The organism is Helicobacter trogontum (assembly GCF_000765905.2).
In the GTDB taxonomy this organism is placed as follows: domain Bacteria; phylum Campylobacterota; class Campylobacteria; order Campylobacterales; family Helicobacteraceae; genus Helicobacter_A; species Helicobacter_A trogontum.
In genome coordinates this window covers 1-18,594 of sequence record NZ_JRPL02000030.1, presented here as the reverse complement: position 1 = coordinate 18,594, position 18,594 = coordinate 1, and the positions used below count along the sequence as shown (strand labels likewise).

General features: G+C 34.7%; 18 protein-coding genes. 2 read left to right on the top strand and 16 right to left on the bottom strand.

What is annotated here, in order from left to right; translation table 11 throughout:
• Window positions 1–168 precede the first annotated feature (168 nt).
• The 8 genes from LS81_RS09320 to LS81_RS09295 form a co-directional block, all read right to left on the bottom strand.
• Window positions 169–1,140, bottom strand: a complete 972-nt coding sequence (locus tag LS81_RS09320) for an NAD(P)H-dependent glycerol-3-phosphate dehydrogenase (RefSeq protein ID WP_034347750.1) — start codon at window positions 1,138–1,140, stop codon at window positions 169–171.
• Window positions 1,140–1,469 (bottom strand): hypothetical protein, encoded by a 330-nt coding sequence (locus LS81_RS09315; RefSeq protein WP_237022222.1) that lies wholly within the window; start codon window positions 1,467–1,469, stop codon window positions 1,140–1,142. The genes LS81_RS09320 and LS81_RS09315 overlap by 1 nt, the downstream gene beginning before the upstream one ends.
• A gap of 44 nt (window positions 1,470–1,513) precedes the next feature.
• Window positions 1,514–1,948, bottom strand: coding sequence for a Dps family protein (locus tag LS81_RS09310; protein ID WP_034347752.1), 435 nt, complete (start codon window positions 1,946–1,948; stop codon window positions 1,514–1,516).
• Between the two features lie 56 nt (window positions 1,949–2,004).
• Window positions 2,005–3,264, bottom strand: a complete 1,260-nt coding sequence (locus LS81_RS09305) for a 1-deoxy-D-xylulose-5-phosphate reductoisomerase (protein ID WP_034347753.1) — start codon at window positions 3,262–3,264, stop codon at window positions 2,005–2,007.
• A gap of 144 nt (window positions 3,265–3,408) precedes the next feature.
• The gene (locus LS81_RS12085) at window positions 3,409–4,083 is read right to left on the bottom strand and encodes a hypothetical protein (RefSeq protein ID WP_233715943.1); all 675 of its coding nucleotides are present in this window, start codon (window positions 4,081–4,083) and stop codon (window positions 3,409–3,411) included.
• A 37-nt stretch (window positions 4,084–4,120) separates the two neighbouring features.
• Complete coding sequence (locus LS81_RS12080) at window positions 4,121–4,255, bottom strand: type I restriction enzyme HsdR N-terminal domain-containing protein (RefSeq protein WP_233715944.1); 135 nt, start codon at window positions 4,253–4,255, stop codon at window positions 4,121–4,123.
• 17 nt (window positions 4,256–4,272) lie between these two features.
• Window positions 4,273–4,479, bottom strand: coding sequence for a hypothetical protein (locus LS81_RS12075; protein ID WP_233715362.1), 207 nt, complete (start codon window positions 4,477–4,479; stop codon window positions 4,273–4,275).
• 277 nt (window positions 4,480–4,756) lie between these two features.
• Entirely contained in the window at window positions 4,757–6,049 is a 1,293-nt protein-coding gene (locus LS81_RS09295; RefSeq protein WP_034347754.1) for a citrate synthase, read from the bottom strand.
• A gap of 367 nt (window positions 6,050–6,416) precedes the next feature.
• On the opposite strand from LS81_RS09295, the gene rplM reads away from it, so the two are divergent.
• Window positions 6,417–6,851, top strand: coding sequence for a 50S ribosomal protein L13 (gene rplM / locus LS81_RS09290; RefSeq protein WP_034347755.1), 435 nt, complete (start codon window positions 6,417–6,419; stop codon window positions 6,849–6,851).
• 12 nt (window positions 6,852–6,863) lie between these two features.
• On the top strand, window positions 6,864–7,256 hold the full coding sequence (gene rpsI / locus LS81_RS09285; RefSeq protein ID WP_034347756.1) for a 30S ribosomal protein S9: 393 nt from the start codon (window positions 6,864–6,866) through the stop codon (window positions 7,254–7,256).
• A gap of 1,211 nt (window positions 7,257–8,467) precedes the next feature.
• Here the strand turns inward: rpsI and atpC are convergent.
• From atpC to LS81_RS09245, 8 genes are all read right to left on the bottom strand, one after another.
• A complete protein-coding gene (gene atpC / locus LS81_RS09280; RefSeq protein WP_034347757.1) occupies window positions 8,468–8,842 on the bottom strand; it encodes an ATP synthase F1 subunit epsilon in 375 nt (124 codons plus the stop codon).
• A gap of 12 nt (window positions 8,843–8,854) precedes the next feature.
• Entirely contained in the window at window positions 8,855–10,264 is a 1,410-nt protein-coding gene (atpD, locus tag LS81_RS09275) for a F0F1 ATP synthase subunit beta (RefSeq protein ID WP_034347758.1), read from the bottom strand.
• Between the two features lie 22 nt (window positions 10,265–10,286).
• The gene (atpG, locus tag LS81_RS09270; protein ID WP_034347759.1) at window positions 10,287–11,192 is read right to left on the bottom strand and encodes an ATP synthase F1 subunit gamma; all 906 of its coding nucleotides are present in this window, start codon (window positions 11,190–11,192) and stop codon (window positions 10,287–10,289) included.
• Window positions 11,193–11,204: 12 nt separating this feature from the next.
• Window positions 11,205–12,722 carry a F0F1 ATP synthase subunit alpha gene (gene atpA / locus LS81_RS09265; RefSeq protein ID WP_034347760.1) on the bottom strand — a complete coding sequence of 506 codons (1,518 nt, stop codon included), beginning with the start codon at window positions 12,720–12,722 and terminating at the stop codon, window positions 11,205–11,207.
• Window positions 12,723–12,735: 13 nt separating this feature from the next.
• Window positions 12,736–13,275: a F0F1 ATP synthase subunit delta gene (locus LS81_RS09260; protein WP_034347761.1), complete on the bottom strand. Its 540-nt coding sequence runs from the start codon at window positions 13,273–13,275 to the stop codon at window positions 12,736–12,738.
• On the bottom strand, window positions 13,276–13,806 hold the full coding sequence (locus LS81_RS09255) for a F0F1 ATP synthase subunit B family protein (RefSeq protein ID WP_034347762.1): 531 nt from the start codon (window positions 13,804–13,806) through the stop codon (window positions 13,276–13,278).
• A 26-nt stretch (window positions 13,807–13,832) separates the two neighbouring features.
• Window positions 13,833–14,258: a F0F1 ATP synthase subunit B family protein gene (locus LS81_RS09250; protein WP_034347763.1), complete on the bottom strand. Its 426-nt coding sequence runs from the start codon at window positions 14,256–14,258 to the stop codon at window positions 13,833–13,835.
• Window positions 14,259–14,572: 314 nt separating this feature from the next.
• Window positions 14,573–16,711, bottom strand: a complete 2,139-nt coding sequence (locus LS81_RS09245; RefSeq protein WP_034347764.1) for an ATP-dependent helicase — start codon at window positions 16,709–16,711, stop codon at window positions 14,573–14,575.
• Between the last annotated feature and the right edge of the window lie 1,883 nt (window positions 16,712–18,594).

The following is an 18,594-nucleotide window of genomic DNA, read 5'->3' as shown; positions in this document are numbered from 1 at the left end:
GATACATCTTTGTATTATAGCAAATTTGGGTTATATATAATGTTGTGTTTTGTGTGAGTTTATGTCTTAAGGTATTATTCTGTTTTGTGATGTTAGTGTTGCCAAGGCTTAATCTCTTCTATTTTTGTTTTAATCATATATTGCCTAAAAAAGTATAGCAGGATAAAACTACTTTCGTTTATTTGAGAGCAAGTTTTTTAATCCAGACTGCACTGATCCGCCTTCTAAAATAGCTTGCACTTCAAAAGCTATTGGCGTGTAGAGGTTATGTTTCTTGCTAATTTGAACGATTGATTTGGCACTATATACACCTTCTGCTACTTCACCCAACTCATTTAGTATCTGTTCTAAAGATTTATTGTTAGCAAGTCCAAACCCTACACGATAGTTCCTTGACATAGTGGAATTTGAGGTAAGAAATAAATCTCCGCTACCAGACAACCCTAAAAAAGTTTCTTGTTTTGCACCAAAAAATGCACCAAAACGTGCCATCTCAACAAGTCCGCGTGATAGTAATGACGCCTTAGCATTATTTCCAAGCTCTAAGCCATCGCAAATCCCACCAGCAATGGCGATAACATTTTTATATGCTCCAGCAATTTCAGCGCCTATGACGTCATTTTGCACATAAGTTTTAATGAAATCAGGAAAACATTGTGCATATCTTTTGCTTAGATTTTCATTGCTTGAGTGTATTACTAATGCACAAGGTAGCCCTTTCATAACTTCTTTAGCAAAGCTAGGTCCAGCAAGATAACACATGGAATCGGCTCTAAAATATTGTTCTAAGATTTCATTAACAAATGCACCACTTCCTTGCTCTATACCCTTACTTGCGACAAGCACTTGCATGTCATGACGCACAGATGATAAAAAATTTGCTTTTTCCATAAAATCACGTAAAAAAGCACTCGCAATGGCAATCACACAAAGCGGATTGTTAGAATTTTTATAGCATGATAAAAAATCATCATATTCGAGTTGATAGGGTGTAATGCTAGAATCTTGAGTCATACTAGTGTCATATCGTATAAGATTAAGTTTTCTTCGTGATAATATGAAAACACGATTTTTCTGACTGAATGCAAATGCTAACGCAAGCCCCCAAGCACCACCACCAAATACAAATATATCTTGCATTAATTTGCCCCCAATTCTAGCATTAAGTGTTTATTGTTGATAATTTCTATTTCCCTTTTTAATCGCAATCTTTCCTCATATAACAGCTCTTTTTCAGCATTTAGCCTTGCGATATCACGGCTTATATAATAAATATTGTTAGAAATAAAAATCTTTGGGACAAAAATACCCATGATAACAAGCAGAATGAAAAACGCCATGAAAAGACTTAATTTCCCTATCCCCTCTTTTTTTTCATCAAAGGTTACAAGCTCTTCCTTTTCATCATTTGATATACGCATATCAGAATCATCTGTTCTTGTAACATCTTCAGCGATACCTTGTTGCATTGTGAAAGTTTGCTTGTTGATGGAGTAAGGCACATACAACCCACTTATGCAAGTTGCGAGTTAAGCATCCAAATTGCTTTCTCTAAATGTGCTACTTGTGAATCTGCGAGTCCTTGCGTCGTCGTATCATTGTCCTTAGCAGCCGCCTCTGAAAGTTTTTTAAAGCCTTTCAAGAAGTATTTATAATCTTCCAAAACAGATTCTAATATTTCTTTTGATTTAAAGCTAGTCTTACTTTCTTCTTTAATCTTTGCTTTGTCAAGCACTTCTTTTAATGTCACACATGGAGTGTCGCCAAGTTGTATAATCCGCTCTGCTAAGGCATCAAAGATCTTTGCAAACTGATTATAAATGTCTTCTGTTGCAGCATGAACTTGTGGAAAATCTTTACCTCTTACATTCCAATGATAATTGTGCGTTTTTGTAAAGAAAACTAGCGAATCGGCCTGAAGTTGTTTTAAAATCTTTATCTGTTCCATGAAAAACCTCTTAGAATAAAATTGATATTAAGAGTGTAGCATATCTTTAATAACTTTTATCTTTGTTTTAGGCTTTTTATGAAAAAATTGCTTAAAGCCATCGCCTCTTGTCTATATGCAAGGATAGATTCTAAAGTATTTGGGCTCTTGATGTCTTTCATTTTATCCAATACTTGCATGTTAATTTCTGCTAATGCGTAAAATGGCACTTTTTCTTGTAAAAAATACATTTGGACCAATTCGTTGCTAGAGTTTAGGGCTATGCCTAAATGTGGGTTTTCTAGCAAAAGATCCTTGTATGCCCATAAGGGATAACGCTTTATGTCTATTTCTTGAAAGTTAATTTTTGCAAAATCATTCACACTAAGCGGTGTTATGCAAAAAGTATGTTGTGCTTGGAATCTATCTATACCATAGGCAATGGGCAAACACATATCTGCATGACTTATGCTTGCATGTAATGCATTGTTGCTAGATTCAATGAAAGCATGCACAAGAGAACTTCTCTCAATAAAAGCATGAATGTTTTTTGTATCAAAAAGCCAATAGGCTTCCAAAATTTCATAAAGCTTGTTTACAAGTGTTGCCGAATCGATTGTGATTTTTTGCCCCATATTCCATGTTGGGTGTTTTAATACATCATTTAATGTAGCATGAGAAATTTTGTCCAGCGAGAAATCTCTTAATGCACCGCCAGATGCTGTAATATAGAGGTTCTTAAAACCTTTGTAATATATAGCATCTGATCTTTCTTTAGTGTCTAATATGGCAAGTAGTGACCAAAGACTAAAGTGTTCGCTATCAATAGGGAAGATGTGCTCTAGCATAAAATTTCTTTGCATTTTTATTGTAGATACATTGTTGTTTAAATGGGGGTTTGTTGTATTGGAATCTTTGCACATATTAGATTCCATGAGTTTAGCATACTGCATAACATTTTGTTTTATCAAATGTCCTGCGATAACTAGGGATTCTTTATTTGCAAGGATAAGTTGCTTTTTTAGCTGAATAGTTTTAAGACTAAAGCTAAGACCAGCATAGCCAACAACCGCGTTGAGAATCTTTGTTGATTCACAAGCTTCAAGCATTTTGCAAATACCTTCTTCACCAACAAAGACGACACTATCTTGTGGTTGCAACATATCAAGATATCTCTCATCAGCAATAGCAACAAATTTTGGGTTACACTCTTTAATTTGTTTATTCAAGAGTGTAATATTACTACCACATGCAAGTGCTTCAATTGTCACATTAAATTGCCTTGCAACTTTTTGTGCGTTTACGCCTATGCTACCAGTGCTACCTAATATAACCACGACATGCCTTTTTGTGGATTTTGCAATACAGAATTAAAGCAGAAAAAAATCAAATATGCAATATTGCATTGCCACGAGATTGTCTCATATTTACGTAATAAAATCCATGCATAGCCAGTGTAAACATGAGAGAAGAGTGAGTTTTTATGTCAGAGGTTCGTTTGTTTTTAGCGTAAAAGCTGCTAGAATCTCTTGTTTGTGTCGATAAAGATCGCTTATGTTTTCTAAGTCTATACGCTTATCTTTTTCAGTTGTAGGAATAGTAATAAATTTTTTGCTACCATTAAACCGTAGCCGACAAAACCATTTTCTTAAATTATTATCTGCCAAGATCCCAAAATAGCTAAAAGTATCCTTATATGTAATTCTTTCGATGTCAAAATTTTTAGATTCTGCAAAAAATGACTTAACAATATAAAATCCCTGAAGTTCTTCTTCTGTAGTAACAACAATTTCTTCCTCACTCTCATCTGTTTCTACTTCATCTTGCCTTTCATCTTTTGAGAGAGAATTTTTAACTGCTAGGATTTTCTCATTTGCTAAATCATTGATAATTCCATGCAAGGCTTTTTTAGTGTAGGTTCTATATTCATTGATGATGCTCTCGGTCATGCATTTTGTTGTTATTTTGGTTGCAAAGAACTTTACAAAATCATCATCTGGATCCTCTACTTGTTGTCTGAAAATTTCTTGAATCTGTTTATGACTTTTTGCAATGCTTGCAAACTGCACTATAGAATCTATATCAAGCTGCTCTTTTGTAAATTTTTCAAGCTTTTTTAAGTCGCGTTGTTTAATGTTTTCTAAATGAAAAATCATAAAGGGTTATTGATCCATAATGTTACCATTATCTAAATCAGAGAAAAAAACGATACTCTATACCATTTGTTAGAATTGCAAACTTTGCATCAGACACAACGTTAAAGTAACGCACTAATTGGTTGTTGTGATTATTTAATTTTTTTCTATGGTTTTTAACTTCAATAAGCACAAGTGGTTTGCCATCTTTTAAGATCGCATAATCAACCTTTTCGCCTTTTTTGTTCCAATATCTGCAATAAACTCTGGCACAATCACATGATTGTCAAACACATCATACCCAAGAGCACTAAGAAAAGGCAGCACAAAGCTGTGCTTTGTGGCTTCCTCTGTTTTGATATTGTCTTTTTGTGTTTTTACACGTTGTGCTAACTCAAAAATTTTATCCTCCAGCATGACAACTCCCCCAATATTTATCTCAAAGTATATATTTACTATGTCCGGCAAAATATTTTATGTTTTAGTATATTTGGATTTCATAATGCTTGAGATTTATCTATTTACTTTGGTATTGTTGTGGTTGGTTGGTGGTTTAGTGGATTAGGAATAAAATTTCTGTGAAATCTTGTGAACTCGCCTGTGATTTAAACTAATCACAGATTCACATATTGCATGTAGCCCGTGTTTATCTTTTAATAAGTATTGCTAAGATAGCAAAACAAGGCTTGTCGTATTATTTACCCAAATACACTTGTCTTGGACGAGTGATTCGAACTGATGGATTTTTTACATGCTCTATTAAATTCGCACACCAACCAGGCATTCTACCTAAAACAAATATAGGTGTGAAAAGCTCTGTTGGAATTTTCAATGCTGTCAAAATAATACCACTATAAAAATCCACATTTGGATATAGTTTGCGTTCGATAAAATAAGAGTCACTAAGTGCCACTTCTTCTACTTTTTCTGCGATTTCGCTTAAACGCATATCCATTTTGATACCACGTTTATTTAGATCATCTTTTAGTGCCTTTAGTGTTTTTGCACGTGGATCGTAATTTTTATATACACGATGCCCAAAGCCCATAAGCCTAAATGGATCGTTTTTGTCTTTCACTCTAGCAACATATTTATCTACATTTTTAACATCACCAATCTCACGCAACTGCTGCAAGACTGCTTCATTTGCTCCGCCATGAGCTGGTCCCCAAAGTGCTGCAATACCTGAAGAAATTGCCGCATAAGGGTGAACACCTGTCGAAGCCACATTTCGCACGGTTGTGGTGGAGGCATTTTGCCCATGTTCTGCGTGTAGTGTTAAAATTTTATCAAGCGCTTCAATTTCTACTGCGTCTATGCTGTCTTCCCCTTTTAGTGTATGTTTGAATCTGCCATGCGGGTAGGCTCGCAACATATATAAAAAGTTCTCTACATAACTTTTGGAAATATCTGGCTCAATAAAAGGTGCTCCAACGCTATGACGATAGCAAAAAGCCACCATTGTAGCTGTTTTTGCGATGATACGTCTCGCCATCATCTGATAGTCATCTTCGTCATCCATCTCCTTGTGATCATAATAAAGTGTTGCCAAAACACTTACAAGTGCAGATAGTGTAGCCATGGGGTGTGCTTTGTCTGGAAATGCTGTAAAGACAGATTTTAGTCGCTCATGTAAAAAACCCCTATGTCTTAATTCAAGATCAAAAGCTTCTGATTCTTCTTTATTTTTTGGTAAACCCTCTTCAGTGATTAGCAAACGACACACATCTGTAAAGCTATATTTTGCCACCAAGTCTTGAATGGGAATACCCTTGTAAAGCAATGCCCCCTCTTTACCATCAACATAACTAATAGTAGATTCACAACCTGCTGTACTCCCATATCCAGGATCATAAGAGAAAAGTCCCGCTGTTTCATGCAGTTTGCTAAAATTAATTGCCTTTGGACCCCTTGTGCAATTGATCAAATCAAACTCGAAGCTTTCATTAGTCTCATTATTTGTGAGTGTTACTGTGTTTTTACTCATGTTAGTCCTTTCTATAAATTAAAGCTTATAAGTCTAGCAATGCTATATTTGTGCAACATGAATTCTGTATTAAGTCGCACAGTAACACCCCTAGATTGATTACATTGTATCTTTTTTTCAAACATTTTTCTAGCACATTATGTATTATGGATATTGCAAATATACACATGTTACAAAACTGCATATTTATATCTTGACAACTAATTTATGTGTAAATTGATTTATAGAAATAGTCATATTGCCCCATAATATTAGGCTATACTCACGAGAATAAATATTAAATATAACTTAAATTAAGCTATATTTAAGTAAATGATGACTAGAATTCTGTTTCTAAACAATATTTTATATGTTTTAAGGGCGAATCATGGAACTAACTAAAACACCAAAGCAGGGGGAAATCCAAAGAGATTGGATTGTCCTTGATGCAAAAGGCAAGGTATTTGGTAGATTGATTGCTGAAGCAGCAACGCTACTAAGAGGTAAACATAAAGCAAGTTATACGCCACATTCGGATTGTGGCGATTTTGTTGTTATCATTAATGCAAAAGATGTCCAATTTAATGGTGCGAATAAACTTGATGATAAAAAATATTTTACGCATTCAGGTTATTTTGGTAGTACAAAGTCCAAGACTTTGGCAGAAATGCTTGAAAAGCAACCAGAGAAGCTTTACAGACTCGCGGTAAGAGGCATGTTGCCAAAGACACGTCTTGGTCGCGCTATGATTAAAAAGTTAAAAGTGTATTCAAGTGCTACACATCCACATACAGCTCAAGTGGCTGATTCTAAAAAAGCATAATAAAGGAATATGATGAGCAAGGTTTATGCAACAGGAAAAAGAAAAACTGCGATTGCGAAAGTATGGTTGAGCAGTGGGACAGGTAAACTTACAATTAATGATATGGGATTAGATGAATGGCTTGGTGGGCATGATTCTATTAAAATGAAGGTCATGCAACCACTTGTGCTTACAAAGCAGGATAAATCAGTGGATATTTATGCCATTACACTTGGTGGTGGCTATTCTGCTCAAGCTGAAGCATTGCGCAGTGGTATTGCAAAGGCTTTGAATAATTTCGATAGAGATGCATTCCGCAAGGAGCTCAAGAGTGCTGGATTGCTTACACGCGATGCAAGAGTGGTAGAGCGTAAAAAGTATGGTAAGCGTAAGGCTAGAAGAAGCCCACAATTCTCAAAGAGATAAATTTTTTTATTTTATTTTGTTTTACAAGCCATATGTATATGGAGGATATCTTTCCATATACATTGTGGTTTGTCTTTTTTGTCTTAGATTCTTGCATGTTGGATTTCTATTTCAGGTGTGTGAGGATTGGGATATGTCATATAACTTCCGCTAGTTAATAGTTTTATTGTAACGCAGCAAATTCTCACTAGATTCTACAATTTTAAGCAAATCTTTTGATGTATACATTCATTATGTAGAAAATGTTAATGTTTAACCTTGATTAGACAGGCTTAGTCTGAAATTATGTTGTTATACCGATGGGTTTTGCTGATTATTGTTTGTAGGCAAGAATCTGTGGTAGAGAGATTATATTGTAGTCATAGGTTAAAATAGTAGTGTTGGGGCATGAAATTTCTCTGCTTTAAGAGAGGAACTTCTAAGATTTTGTTTTGCTTCGATAATAATTAGAGTAATTTAACACATAAATATAAAATAAGTTTATAATTTTTCCTTTGTGAGATTATAATGGTGGAGAACTTACAGATAAGTATAATTACTTTTGAGTATAAGGATATTGTAATTTTTCAAGTAAATGGATTAGTATACTGTGTAATAGATAGATGACTAGGAGGAGATCACCCCTTTTTCATAAATACATATTAATTGCGTTATTATAAATTTTTAATAATAAGAATTTGTAATAGCTATAATCATTTAGAGCAATAGATAAACAGAAAGATAAAATAGGGTATAAAGAAGTGAAAAAGTGGATTAGAATTACAAAGAGCTAGTAATTGATTCTTACTCATATCACAAGAACTTACAAGATGGATGTGAAAATATAAGCCCTCAATTTATTAGCGTGTCAGGCATTATAATCTCAATATTATGTCTGTAGGCTTTAAAAATTTATAGAGATGATATATGAGAAAAGCTGTATGTGTCTCAATGCTATATTTGAAGATAAAATATGTATGAGCATAATCGCCCTGGCAAAAGAGTAAATGCAAATTAAGCAATATGGTACCATTTTGCAATAAGTGTGATGTTAATTAATGATTTTTTATGTTTTATGGTGTAAAAACGTTATGGACCATAAATGTACGAAGATCTAACGCCAAGGGTTACGAATAAGGAGAAATTAATAGAATAGGTAAGAAAAGTAGCCCTGCCAGCTACGTGCATTATATTATTGCAATATTTGAAAATTGCTGTTAACTCTCTTTACATTATCTTGTTTCTTCAAGCTTACGCAATGCACCAGCGATCATAGAAGTATCGCTTGAGGCCTCCTGAAGCAATTTCTTGGCCTGCTCTAGTGCTTTTGACAACTTGCTATCACCACCACGAACACATACAGCACCATCAGCCAACACACTCACTTTGTTGTTGCTTATGGAAGCGTGTCCCCAATTTATAGCAACAAGGTCATGACCTGATTCTGAACGAATGTCAATCACACCAGTTTGTAAAAGTGCTAACATATCACAATGGCCAGGCAAAACCCCAAATTCACCCTCTTTGCCTGGTAAATAGACAGAGCTCACTCTTCCATTAAAAATCTCACCATAAGGAGTAACAATATCGAGTTGAAAATCTTGCATGAGTGCTCCTTGTTATTTTGCTTGTTTCATATCCTCTGCTTTTTGAAGCACTTCTTGGATATTGCCAACCATATAGAATGCATTCTCTGGTATATGGTCATATTTACCTTCCAAAATACCTTTGAAGCCCTCGAGGGTTTCCTGTAAGCTTACATATTTTCCTGGACTACCCGTAAATACTTCGGCAACAAAGAATGGTTGAGATAAGAATTTCTCGATTTTTCTTGCCCTTTCTACCGTACGTTTGTCCTCTTCTGAGAGCTCATCCATACCAAGCAATGCAATAATATCTTGTAAATCTTTATATTTTTGCAATACTTGCTGAATACCTGTGGCAATCTTATAGTGTTCTTCACCGACTACTTGGGGATCAAGGATTCTAGAGCTAGAATCGAGTGGATCTACAGCAGGATAGATACCTTTTTCAGCAATTTTCCTATTGAGAACTGTTTTGGCATCAAGGTGAGAGAAAACAGATGCAGGTGCTGGGTCAGTAAGGTCATCTGCTGGCACATAAACAGCTTGTACAGAAGTGATAGAGCCCTTTTTTGTCGAAGTAATACGCTCTTGCAACTTACCCATCTCACTTGCAAGCGTAGGTTGATAACCAACCGCAGATGGAATCCTACCTAAAAGTGCCGACATTTCAGCACCAGACTGTGCATAGCGGAAGATATTGTCGATAAACATCAATACGTCAAGACCTTTTTCATCTCTGAAATACTCTGCCATTGTCAGACCTGTAAAAGCAATCCTATTTCTTGCGCCTGGTGGCTCATTCATTTGTCCATAGCAAAGTGCAACTTTATCTACAACACCACTTTCTTTCATTTCATGATAAAGGTCATTTCCTTCTCTTGTGCGCTCACCAACACCAGCAAATACTGAATAACCGCTGTGCTTATATGCAACATTATGTATAAGCTCCATAATAACAACAGTTTTACCAACACCAGCACCACCGAATAATCCAACTTTTCCGCCTTTTGAATATGGGGCAAGTAAGTCAACAACCTTAATACCTGTCTCAAACATTTCTGTCTTTGTGCTTTGATTATCAAAACTTGGAGACTCCCTATGGATAGGCCATTTTGTTGTTGCTTGAACTGGCTCACCACCATCAACAACCTCGCCAACGACATTGAAGATTCGACCCAACACCTCTTCGCCAACTGGGACCTCAATCATTGCACCACGTGCCTTAACTTCTTGCCCTCGAGTAAGCCCTTCTGTCATATCCATGGCAATAGTTCTTACAACATTGTCGCCTAAGTGTGCGGCTACTTCTAACACGAGTTGTTTTTCTTCTGTATCGAACTTGTAATTCACATCAAGTGCTTCATTTATTTCTGGCAAATAATTTTCAAACTCAACATCAACAACAGGTCCCATAACCTGCGTGATTTTACCTATTTTATTCATGCTCAAAGCTCCTTTCATATATTTACTTCATGGCTTCTACGCCAGCATTAATCTCAACTAATTCTGTTGTAATTGCTTCCTGCCGTGCCTTATTGTAGGAAATAGTAAGTGTCTTTACCAATTCTGTAGCGTTATTTGTGGCTGCATCCATTGCCTGCATTCTTGCACTATGTTCTGCTGCTAGAGAATCAACAAGTGCATAATACATATTATACTCAACGTATTTTTTCGCCAACTCATCTAAAATAACATTCTCCTCATCTTCAGGGGAAATATTTAAAACGCTAGACATCCCATTATTGTGTTCTAGAGTATCTTGACTGGGTATAAGTGGTAAAATTTTCACACTTTTTAGCTCTTGCGAGATCAGATTTTTAAACCCATTATGCACTATAATAACTTCATCTGTTTTGCCTGCTAAAAAATCATCAACAACGGCACCAATAAAGTTGCTTGATTTTTCATAATCTGGTGAAGCACTCAAATCTGCTACGCTATCTTCCAATGGAATATTGTTGAATGCAAAGAACGCATACCCCTTTTTACCAATGCAACGAAATCTCACTTGTATTTTTTTCTTTTCATACTCATCTTTTAAGCGCAAAACTTCTTTCATGGTAATGCTATTAAAGCCACCACATAGACCCTTATCTGCAGTGACAAAGACAATATCTACAACCTTTACATCATGAGAATCCGTATTATTAAAGAATTTGCTGTCAATATTTGTCAAACCACTTCGTTTGATACGTAACATCATATCGTAAAAAACCTCATTTAGCTTATCTGCAAACACTCTAGCCCTTCTTGCCATTTCTTCAGCTTTTTTGAGCTTTGAGGTTGAAACCAATTTCATAGCACGCGTGGTTTTTTTGGTATTATTTACGCTTGATATTTTCTTCCTAATCTCTTTCAATCCATTCGCCATAGTATGCCTTAATTAAATTGCAAAATTCGTTCTAAACTCACTCAATGCTGTATTAAGTAAAGATTCAACTTCTTTATCTAACGCTTTTTTGGAGCTTATATCTTCAAAAATATTTGGATATTTTGCTTCAATGAATGGGTAGAGCTGTTGCTCAAATTCTACAACTTTGCTTGTAGGCACATCATCTAAAAATCCTTTTGCACCAGCATAAATGATAGTTACTTGTCGTTCAATAGGCAATGGGCTATATGGCCCCTGCTTTAGAACTTCTACCATCTTTTGTCCTCTTTCAAGTTGTCTCCTACTTGTTTCATCGAGGTCGGAAGCAAATTGTGCGAACGCTTGTAGTTCTCTAAACTGAGCAAGATCAAGTCGCAATGTCCCAGCAACTTGCTTTGTTGCCTTGATTTGTGCAGCACCACCAACACGAGACACAGATAAACCAACATTGATTGCAGGACGGATACCAGAGTTGAATAGGTCTGTTTCAAGAAATATCTGTCCATCTGTGATTGAAATAACATTGGTTGGGATGTATGCTGAAACATCGCCCGCTTGTGTTTCAATGATAGGCAATGCAGTTAAAGAACCAGCACCAAGTTCATCACTTAACTTAGCAGCACGTTCAAGCAGACGAGAATGAATATAGAAAACATCGCCTGGGAAAGCCTCTCTTCCTGGAGGTCTTCTTAGAATAAGACTCATTTCGCGATATGCGACAGCATGTTTTGTCAAGTCATCATAAATAATAAGTGCATGTTTGCCATTGTCTCTGAAAAATTCACCAATTGTAACACCAGAGTAAGGCGCAAGGTACTGCATCGCTGCACTTGAACTTGCAGAAGCATTAACTACAACTGTATACTCCATAGCACCATGTTCTTCAAGCTTACGTACAACTTGGGCTACAGTAGATTCTTTTTGCCCTATAGCAACGTAAATACAATAAACACCTTGTCCCTTTTGGTTGATAATTGTGTCTATGGCAACAGTAGTTTTTCCTGTTTGTCTATCGCCAATGATAAGCTCCCTTTGTCCTCTACCGATAGGAACAAGCGCATCAATAGCTTTAATACCTGTCTGCAATGGCTCATGCACACTCTTTCGTTGCATAATACCTGGTGCTTTTTGTTCGATAAATCTGTATTCGCTAGATTCTATAGCACCTTTACCATCGAGTGGTTCGCCAACTGTATTTACAACGCGCCCTATAACACCTTCTCCAACTGGAATCTTCATAAGTCGATTTAATCGCTTAACAGTTGTTCCCTCTTTAATACCTTTCCCATTACCAAGCACAACAACACCAACACTACCTTCTTCAAGGTTGAATGCCAATCCTCTTTCACCAGTATCAAATTCAACCATCTCATATGACATAACATCATTTAATCCATATACTTTGGCAACTCCATCAGCATAACTTGTAACTTTGCCAACTTGGCTAATATCGATCTGTAGGTCAAATTGCTCAATTTTTTCTCGAATAATAGAGCTTATTTCTTCGGGTTTTAATTTTGTGGTAACCATGTGTCTCCTTCTGTTAGATTGCTTTTAAGATAAAATCTTGTAGTTCTTGTGTGAACCTGTGTTTTAAGAATGCAACTTCAATACCCAATTCCGCAACTTCAAGTTTAATGCCATCTAGGGTGGGATCAATGTGCTGGGCAATCTTTAGTGTTGTACCCAATTTTCTACCCAGTTTTTCTTGTATGTTAAGCAGCGAAGCTTCACTTAGCTCCTGCTTGACATGAAGTACAGCCTGATAAGCGTTAAGGCGCTTATCAATGATTTTTTTAAGTTCAAGTTCCACAAAAGGCAACAAACAAATTCGATCATTTCTAACAAGAATTTCTAGCAGCTTTTGGGCATGGGCATTTGTCGTAATATCAACAACAGACTTTAAAAATTCTAATTTGCTTGCATTGTTGATAATCGGCGAAGAAACAATGCTTTCAAATTTAGGGATAGCAAACATTCTGTTTATTTTTGCATATACGTCATGCGCTTGTGTGATATTGTCAGTATCACAAACACTAGCTAATGCTCTAGCGTATTTTTTTGCTACAACATGTTCCTGCATTTACACCACCTTCTTTTCTAAGATTTCAACATAATCTCTAGTCTCAAGAGTCAAAGCAGGACTTACGAATGCTTCTTGCAAAATCTCTGCAACAAGTTGTTTTTGCAATATTTTCTCTTGAAATTCCATCGCTTCTTCGTTGGCTTTCAATAAGTTTGCAATTTGCTCTTTTGTTTTTTCCTCTATGCGCAATACGGAAGCATTTGCTTCTTTTTTGGCAGTAGAGATTATTTCGGCGGCTTGTTCTTTTGCCTCTTTTAATCGCTGTTGTGCTTTTTCTTTCTTTGCTCGTATTTCATTTACTTTTTCTTGTGTTTGTGATAATCTGTTTGCTATACTTTTTGTGCGCTCCTGTAATATGGCTTTTAGTTTATCTGAAAGTAGATACCACATCAATGCCACGAAAATAACGAAGTTTATCAGTCTTTCTATAATGTCAGTTTTTGAAATATCCATTACATGGGCTTCACCGCTTGCATATGATACACCACACAACACGAAGCATGTAAGGGTCATATATATATATCGCATAACCATCCTTTTTAACGCCGAGATTCTTAAATATGTCTAATTTTTGTAGTAAGTAAAGATTCTATATCGCCAATATTTGTGCGTAAATCATTTTTTATAGAATCCCGATTTTCTTGCAATTTAGCCATGAACGCATCCATTTTTTCCCGGTTCTCATTTTGTATGCGTCCTATCTTTGCATTTGCACTTTTTTTTGCCTCTTCAATTTGCTCTTCTTTGGCTGCGAAAGCCTGTGCTTTTGCATTGGATAGAACTTCATGGATTTCATTCTCGATGCGTTGCAACTCATTATCTTCACGTGTTACAAGTTGCAAGTCGTTTGTAACCTTTTGTTCTCTCTGATCCATGTAGGTAAAAAGTGGTTGGAATACAAATTTATTAAGCATAAGCATCGTAATCATGAACACTATAAACACGACAAGCATGACCTGTGGATTTGGCATAATTTCCATATTTTTCCCTTTTTACTCGTTTGTTTGGTACCCTGTGATTGTATCCTAAAAACTAGGTTGTAATTGTAGCAAATTTCTAGCCAAGTTACAATACTAAAAGCTCAAAAAACGCATAAATTGAAGATAAAACCATAAAAAGCTATGAGTTAAGATAAAAAATAAATAGCTGTTCTTGCAAACCTTATAAGCAGATAAAAATCGGTTTTTTATAAAATTTTGTGTTAAATTATAATGTACAAGAGCCGCATGTTTAGATTCTATAGTGTGTGCAAATATTATGTTATCTAATGAGTAACCTTAACACAATTTATCTCCTATAGCTTTGTGAGAAATGATGTGCGAATACGTCGCTTTGTGCCACCAAAGTTTACCATTGCACTTGAGTCGTTTCCTAGCTCATGTATAGATTCTACTCGACCAAAGCCAAAGATTTTATGCTGGACACAATCTCCACGTTTTAAGCCTACAGCACAGCTCCCCTCATTTTCACTCATTTCATTGTCATTGAGCTTAGCATTTAGTCGTGAAACCAAACCAGATTCTACTAAAAATTGTGATGGTTCAAAATATCTGTATTTACCATGATACATTCTTTCTTTTGCATAGCTTATTGTAAGTGTTTCTTTTGCACGGGTGAAGGCTACATATGCCAGCCTTCGTTCTTCATCAAGACTTCGTATATTTACATCAGTAGAATCTGGATTTGCTTCTAAAGGAAATAAGCCTTGTTCCATTCCAATGACAAAAACATGTTTAAACTCTAGCCCCTTACTGTTATGCACACTCATACAAAGTACACTGTGATAATCCTCTACGTCGCTATTAGAACTTAATGTTATATCATTGAGGAATGTTTGCAGTATTTCCTCGTTGCTAGAGTAGTCTCCGTTTTTTTTGCACTCTTCTATAAAGTCTAGCAAAGAAGTAAATAATTCATCCATATTTTTTCTGCGTTCCTCATTGTTTTCAGAATCTTTTGTTGGCAAGTCATCTGCATAAAGCTTTATTCTTGTTTTGAAGAACTGAGGTATGTCTTCGAGGTGAAGTTGCAAGCATTCCTTTAGAGATTCCATTAGTGTGAAAAAACTATTTAACTTTGCATAGCATTTTAATGATGATAACGCTCCTTGTTTCCATGCGGCATATATACTCGCATAATGCATGCTTGCTGCAATAATATCTGCAAATGTCTTTTCACCAATGCTTCGTTTTGGTCGATTAATGATGCGTTCTAGAGAAAAATCATCATCTAGATTTAACGCTAAACGTAAATACGCAAGTACATCCTTGATCTCTTGTCGATCATAAAAACGTATAGTGCCAATCATTTTAAATGGAATCTTGGCACGATTTAAACATTCTTCGACATTTCTTGCTAGTGCATTCAAACGGAATAAAATTGCAATATCATTATAGCTCTCCCCATCGGCGACAAGCGTTTGTATTGCATCGACGATTTGTTTCATTTCGAATTTGTCGTTATGGCTTTTTATATACTGGACTTGCTTACCATTTGGCTTTGTTGCTTTTAAAATTTTATTGTGTCTAGTTGCATTGTGTGCTATAAGGTTGTTTGCAATTGTTAGGATTTGCTCTGTGCTTCGGTAATTTTGTTCCAGTTTTATAATCTTTGTGTTTTTAAATTGGGTATCAAAGTCTAAGATGTTTTCTATGTTTGCACCACGCCAACTATAAATGCTTTGATCATCATCACCCACCACGCAAATATTTTCATGTTCTGCACATAGAAGCTTTAATAGACTTACCTGTAAGTTATTAGTGTCTTGATATTCATCGACCATGATGTATTGATATTTGTTGCTCATTTGTGTACATAAGGCTTCGTTTTCATATAAGATTCTATAGGGTAGTAGCAATAAATCATCAAAGTCCACGAGATTATTGGCACATAAATATGTCTCGTAGTCTTGATAAATCACTGCAATTTCCATATCTATTGCACTTACACTTTGCTTTGCAACGCTTGGCAATACAGCATTATTTTTGTAGTAGGATATAGACTCTGAAAGCATAGAAGGTGTTAGTTCTTTTGCAATATTTTTATTATTTTTCTTTAGATTTCGTAGTATTTTACGCTTATCATCCTCATCTATCACATTGAAAAGGGATTGACGGGATAATAGATGTATGTGTCGCTGTAAAAAAAGTAGCCCAAACTTATGAAAGGTACAAAGTAGGGGTGCATGTGTTACAGGGATATTTGCTGATATTATAAGTCTTAATGCTCGTTCCCTCATTTCCCGTGCTGCCTTATTTGTAAAGGTTAGTGTCAAAGTATTTTGTGGAGGAATACCAATGCTTAAGAGGTAGGCAAGTCGTGTTGTCAAAGTTTTAGTTTTACCGCTTCCAGCACCAGCAAGTATAAGCAAGGCGTTATCGACATGCGTAGCAGCTTCTCTTTGTGCGGTATTAAGCGATTCTAAAAAATCCATTAGTAATTCCTTCTTGCTTCATTTCTACAATGTAATTATAAACCATAATTACATGGGTTGTAAATATTATCTTATTTGAGTGTTTGTAGCCTCCTAAACCCACATTTACAAACACCTTCGCAATAAAAAACCCTTAAATGTTTCTTTTTAAATATATTAGATTTTGGACTAAGCGTTTATATATCTTATTTATATAAAAATGTAAATACTTCTTAAAATAGTTTTTTTAGATGTATTGGTGTTATGCATTCAAATAATCTTTATATATGTTGTTATTATGTAGGGAATGTAAAACACATTTAAATAAACTTTATATATATACTTATATTGATTTCTTTTAGCATTTTTTACTGCTTAAGGAATTATGAGACTTTAAGATAATTCTTTTTAGGTATTGTATTACATTATGTAATTTTCAAAAGTATTACAAAGAACGTAAGAAAATCTTAGCACAGCTTTTAGATATTTATATATAAAAGAGACATAGGAACACTATGTAGGAGTTTCTTCATTGTGTTATATATATGAGGAATACATAAAAACTCATGTTATGCTATAATAAAGCATATATGAAGATTTCTGCTTTTCATGTGAATAATATATAAACCTCCTTACTTATCACATAAATAATAATCAAAGATTCTCATCATGCTATCTCATAACTATGCTAATTATTGAGGTGTGAATTTATTGTAGTCTTTTTACTTTGTCTTTTATCTACTTTTAATTATTTTTTAGCTATGTTTTTTATTTACTGCTGTCATTACAAATCTATGCTGTAAAATCTATCTTAGCATTAAAAAACTGAATATATAAAATACTTTAATTACTTTTAATCTTTATATTTGTATTGTTTGTTAAGGTTAAAAAGAGTGTTTAAGGATTAAAAAATAAAAAGATTTAGACACATTAAAAGCTTAAGTATATCTACATGTATGTATGAGTGAATCTAGAAATACTTCTGTGGTTGCCTTATTATAATCAAAACTAGGTTTAGCTTTCTAGCTAGTTTAAGCATTTAAACTTTGATTGAGCAATATTGAGTAATGCTATATTAAAGTAATATAAAAATTAAAACATAAAAGCATTACTTCTTACATGCTACTCTTTTTTAAGTGTTTTATATAACTAAATATAAATATTTAAAAAACTAATAAGTAAGGTAGTTGATAAATGGCTAGTATTTTAAAGTTACAAAGCTCACTTTTAAACTATAACTGCCAATATAAACAAAGGTTTTATGAATATAAAAGGAGAATAACTATCTTTTGTTTAATGCAGTTATGTTAAAGACATACGAAAACCATAGCATTAATTCATCTTTGCTTGTGTGTTTGTGATTGAATATGTTTTTATAGGGTGTATTTTGTTTTATAACATGGTTTTACGAGTTTTAGTAATTTATGCACATTGCTTTCTTGCATGTTCCATGAGAGATATGGTGCTTAATATTAAGAAGAGCTGCTGTGATTATTAAGCATTGTGTTTCATAAATCATAGAAATAATTTTTGTGTATCTCTATGTCGCATACCATAATTTTGGTTGCATACCGAATTAGGATAGAACTTGTCTATTGTGTCCTACTAAAAAATCTATTTTCTTAGCGAGGAGGGTGTATAATTATAAAAAGTAGGGAGAGGAGGTATTTGTATTCATGTAGCATAGTTTATGGCAGGAGTGTACATAGTGTATATGCTAGGTTGGGGAATTGCTTGTGCGTATAGCAACAATACTATATATAATCATAAAGACCTATTATGCCATTACATGGATTTACCCACATACAACAATACACATTAATATTTGCCATTACTAGATTATATTCTTATATTCAATCTATATTTATACTATACAATATCTATAATACACACTCAAGAAAGAC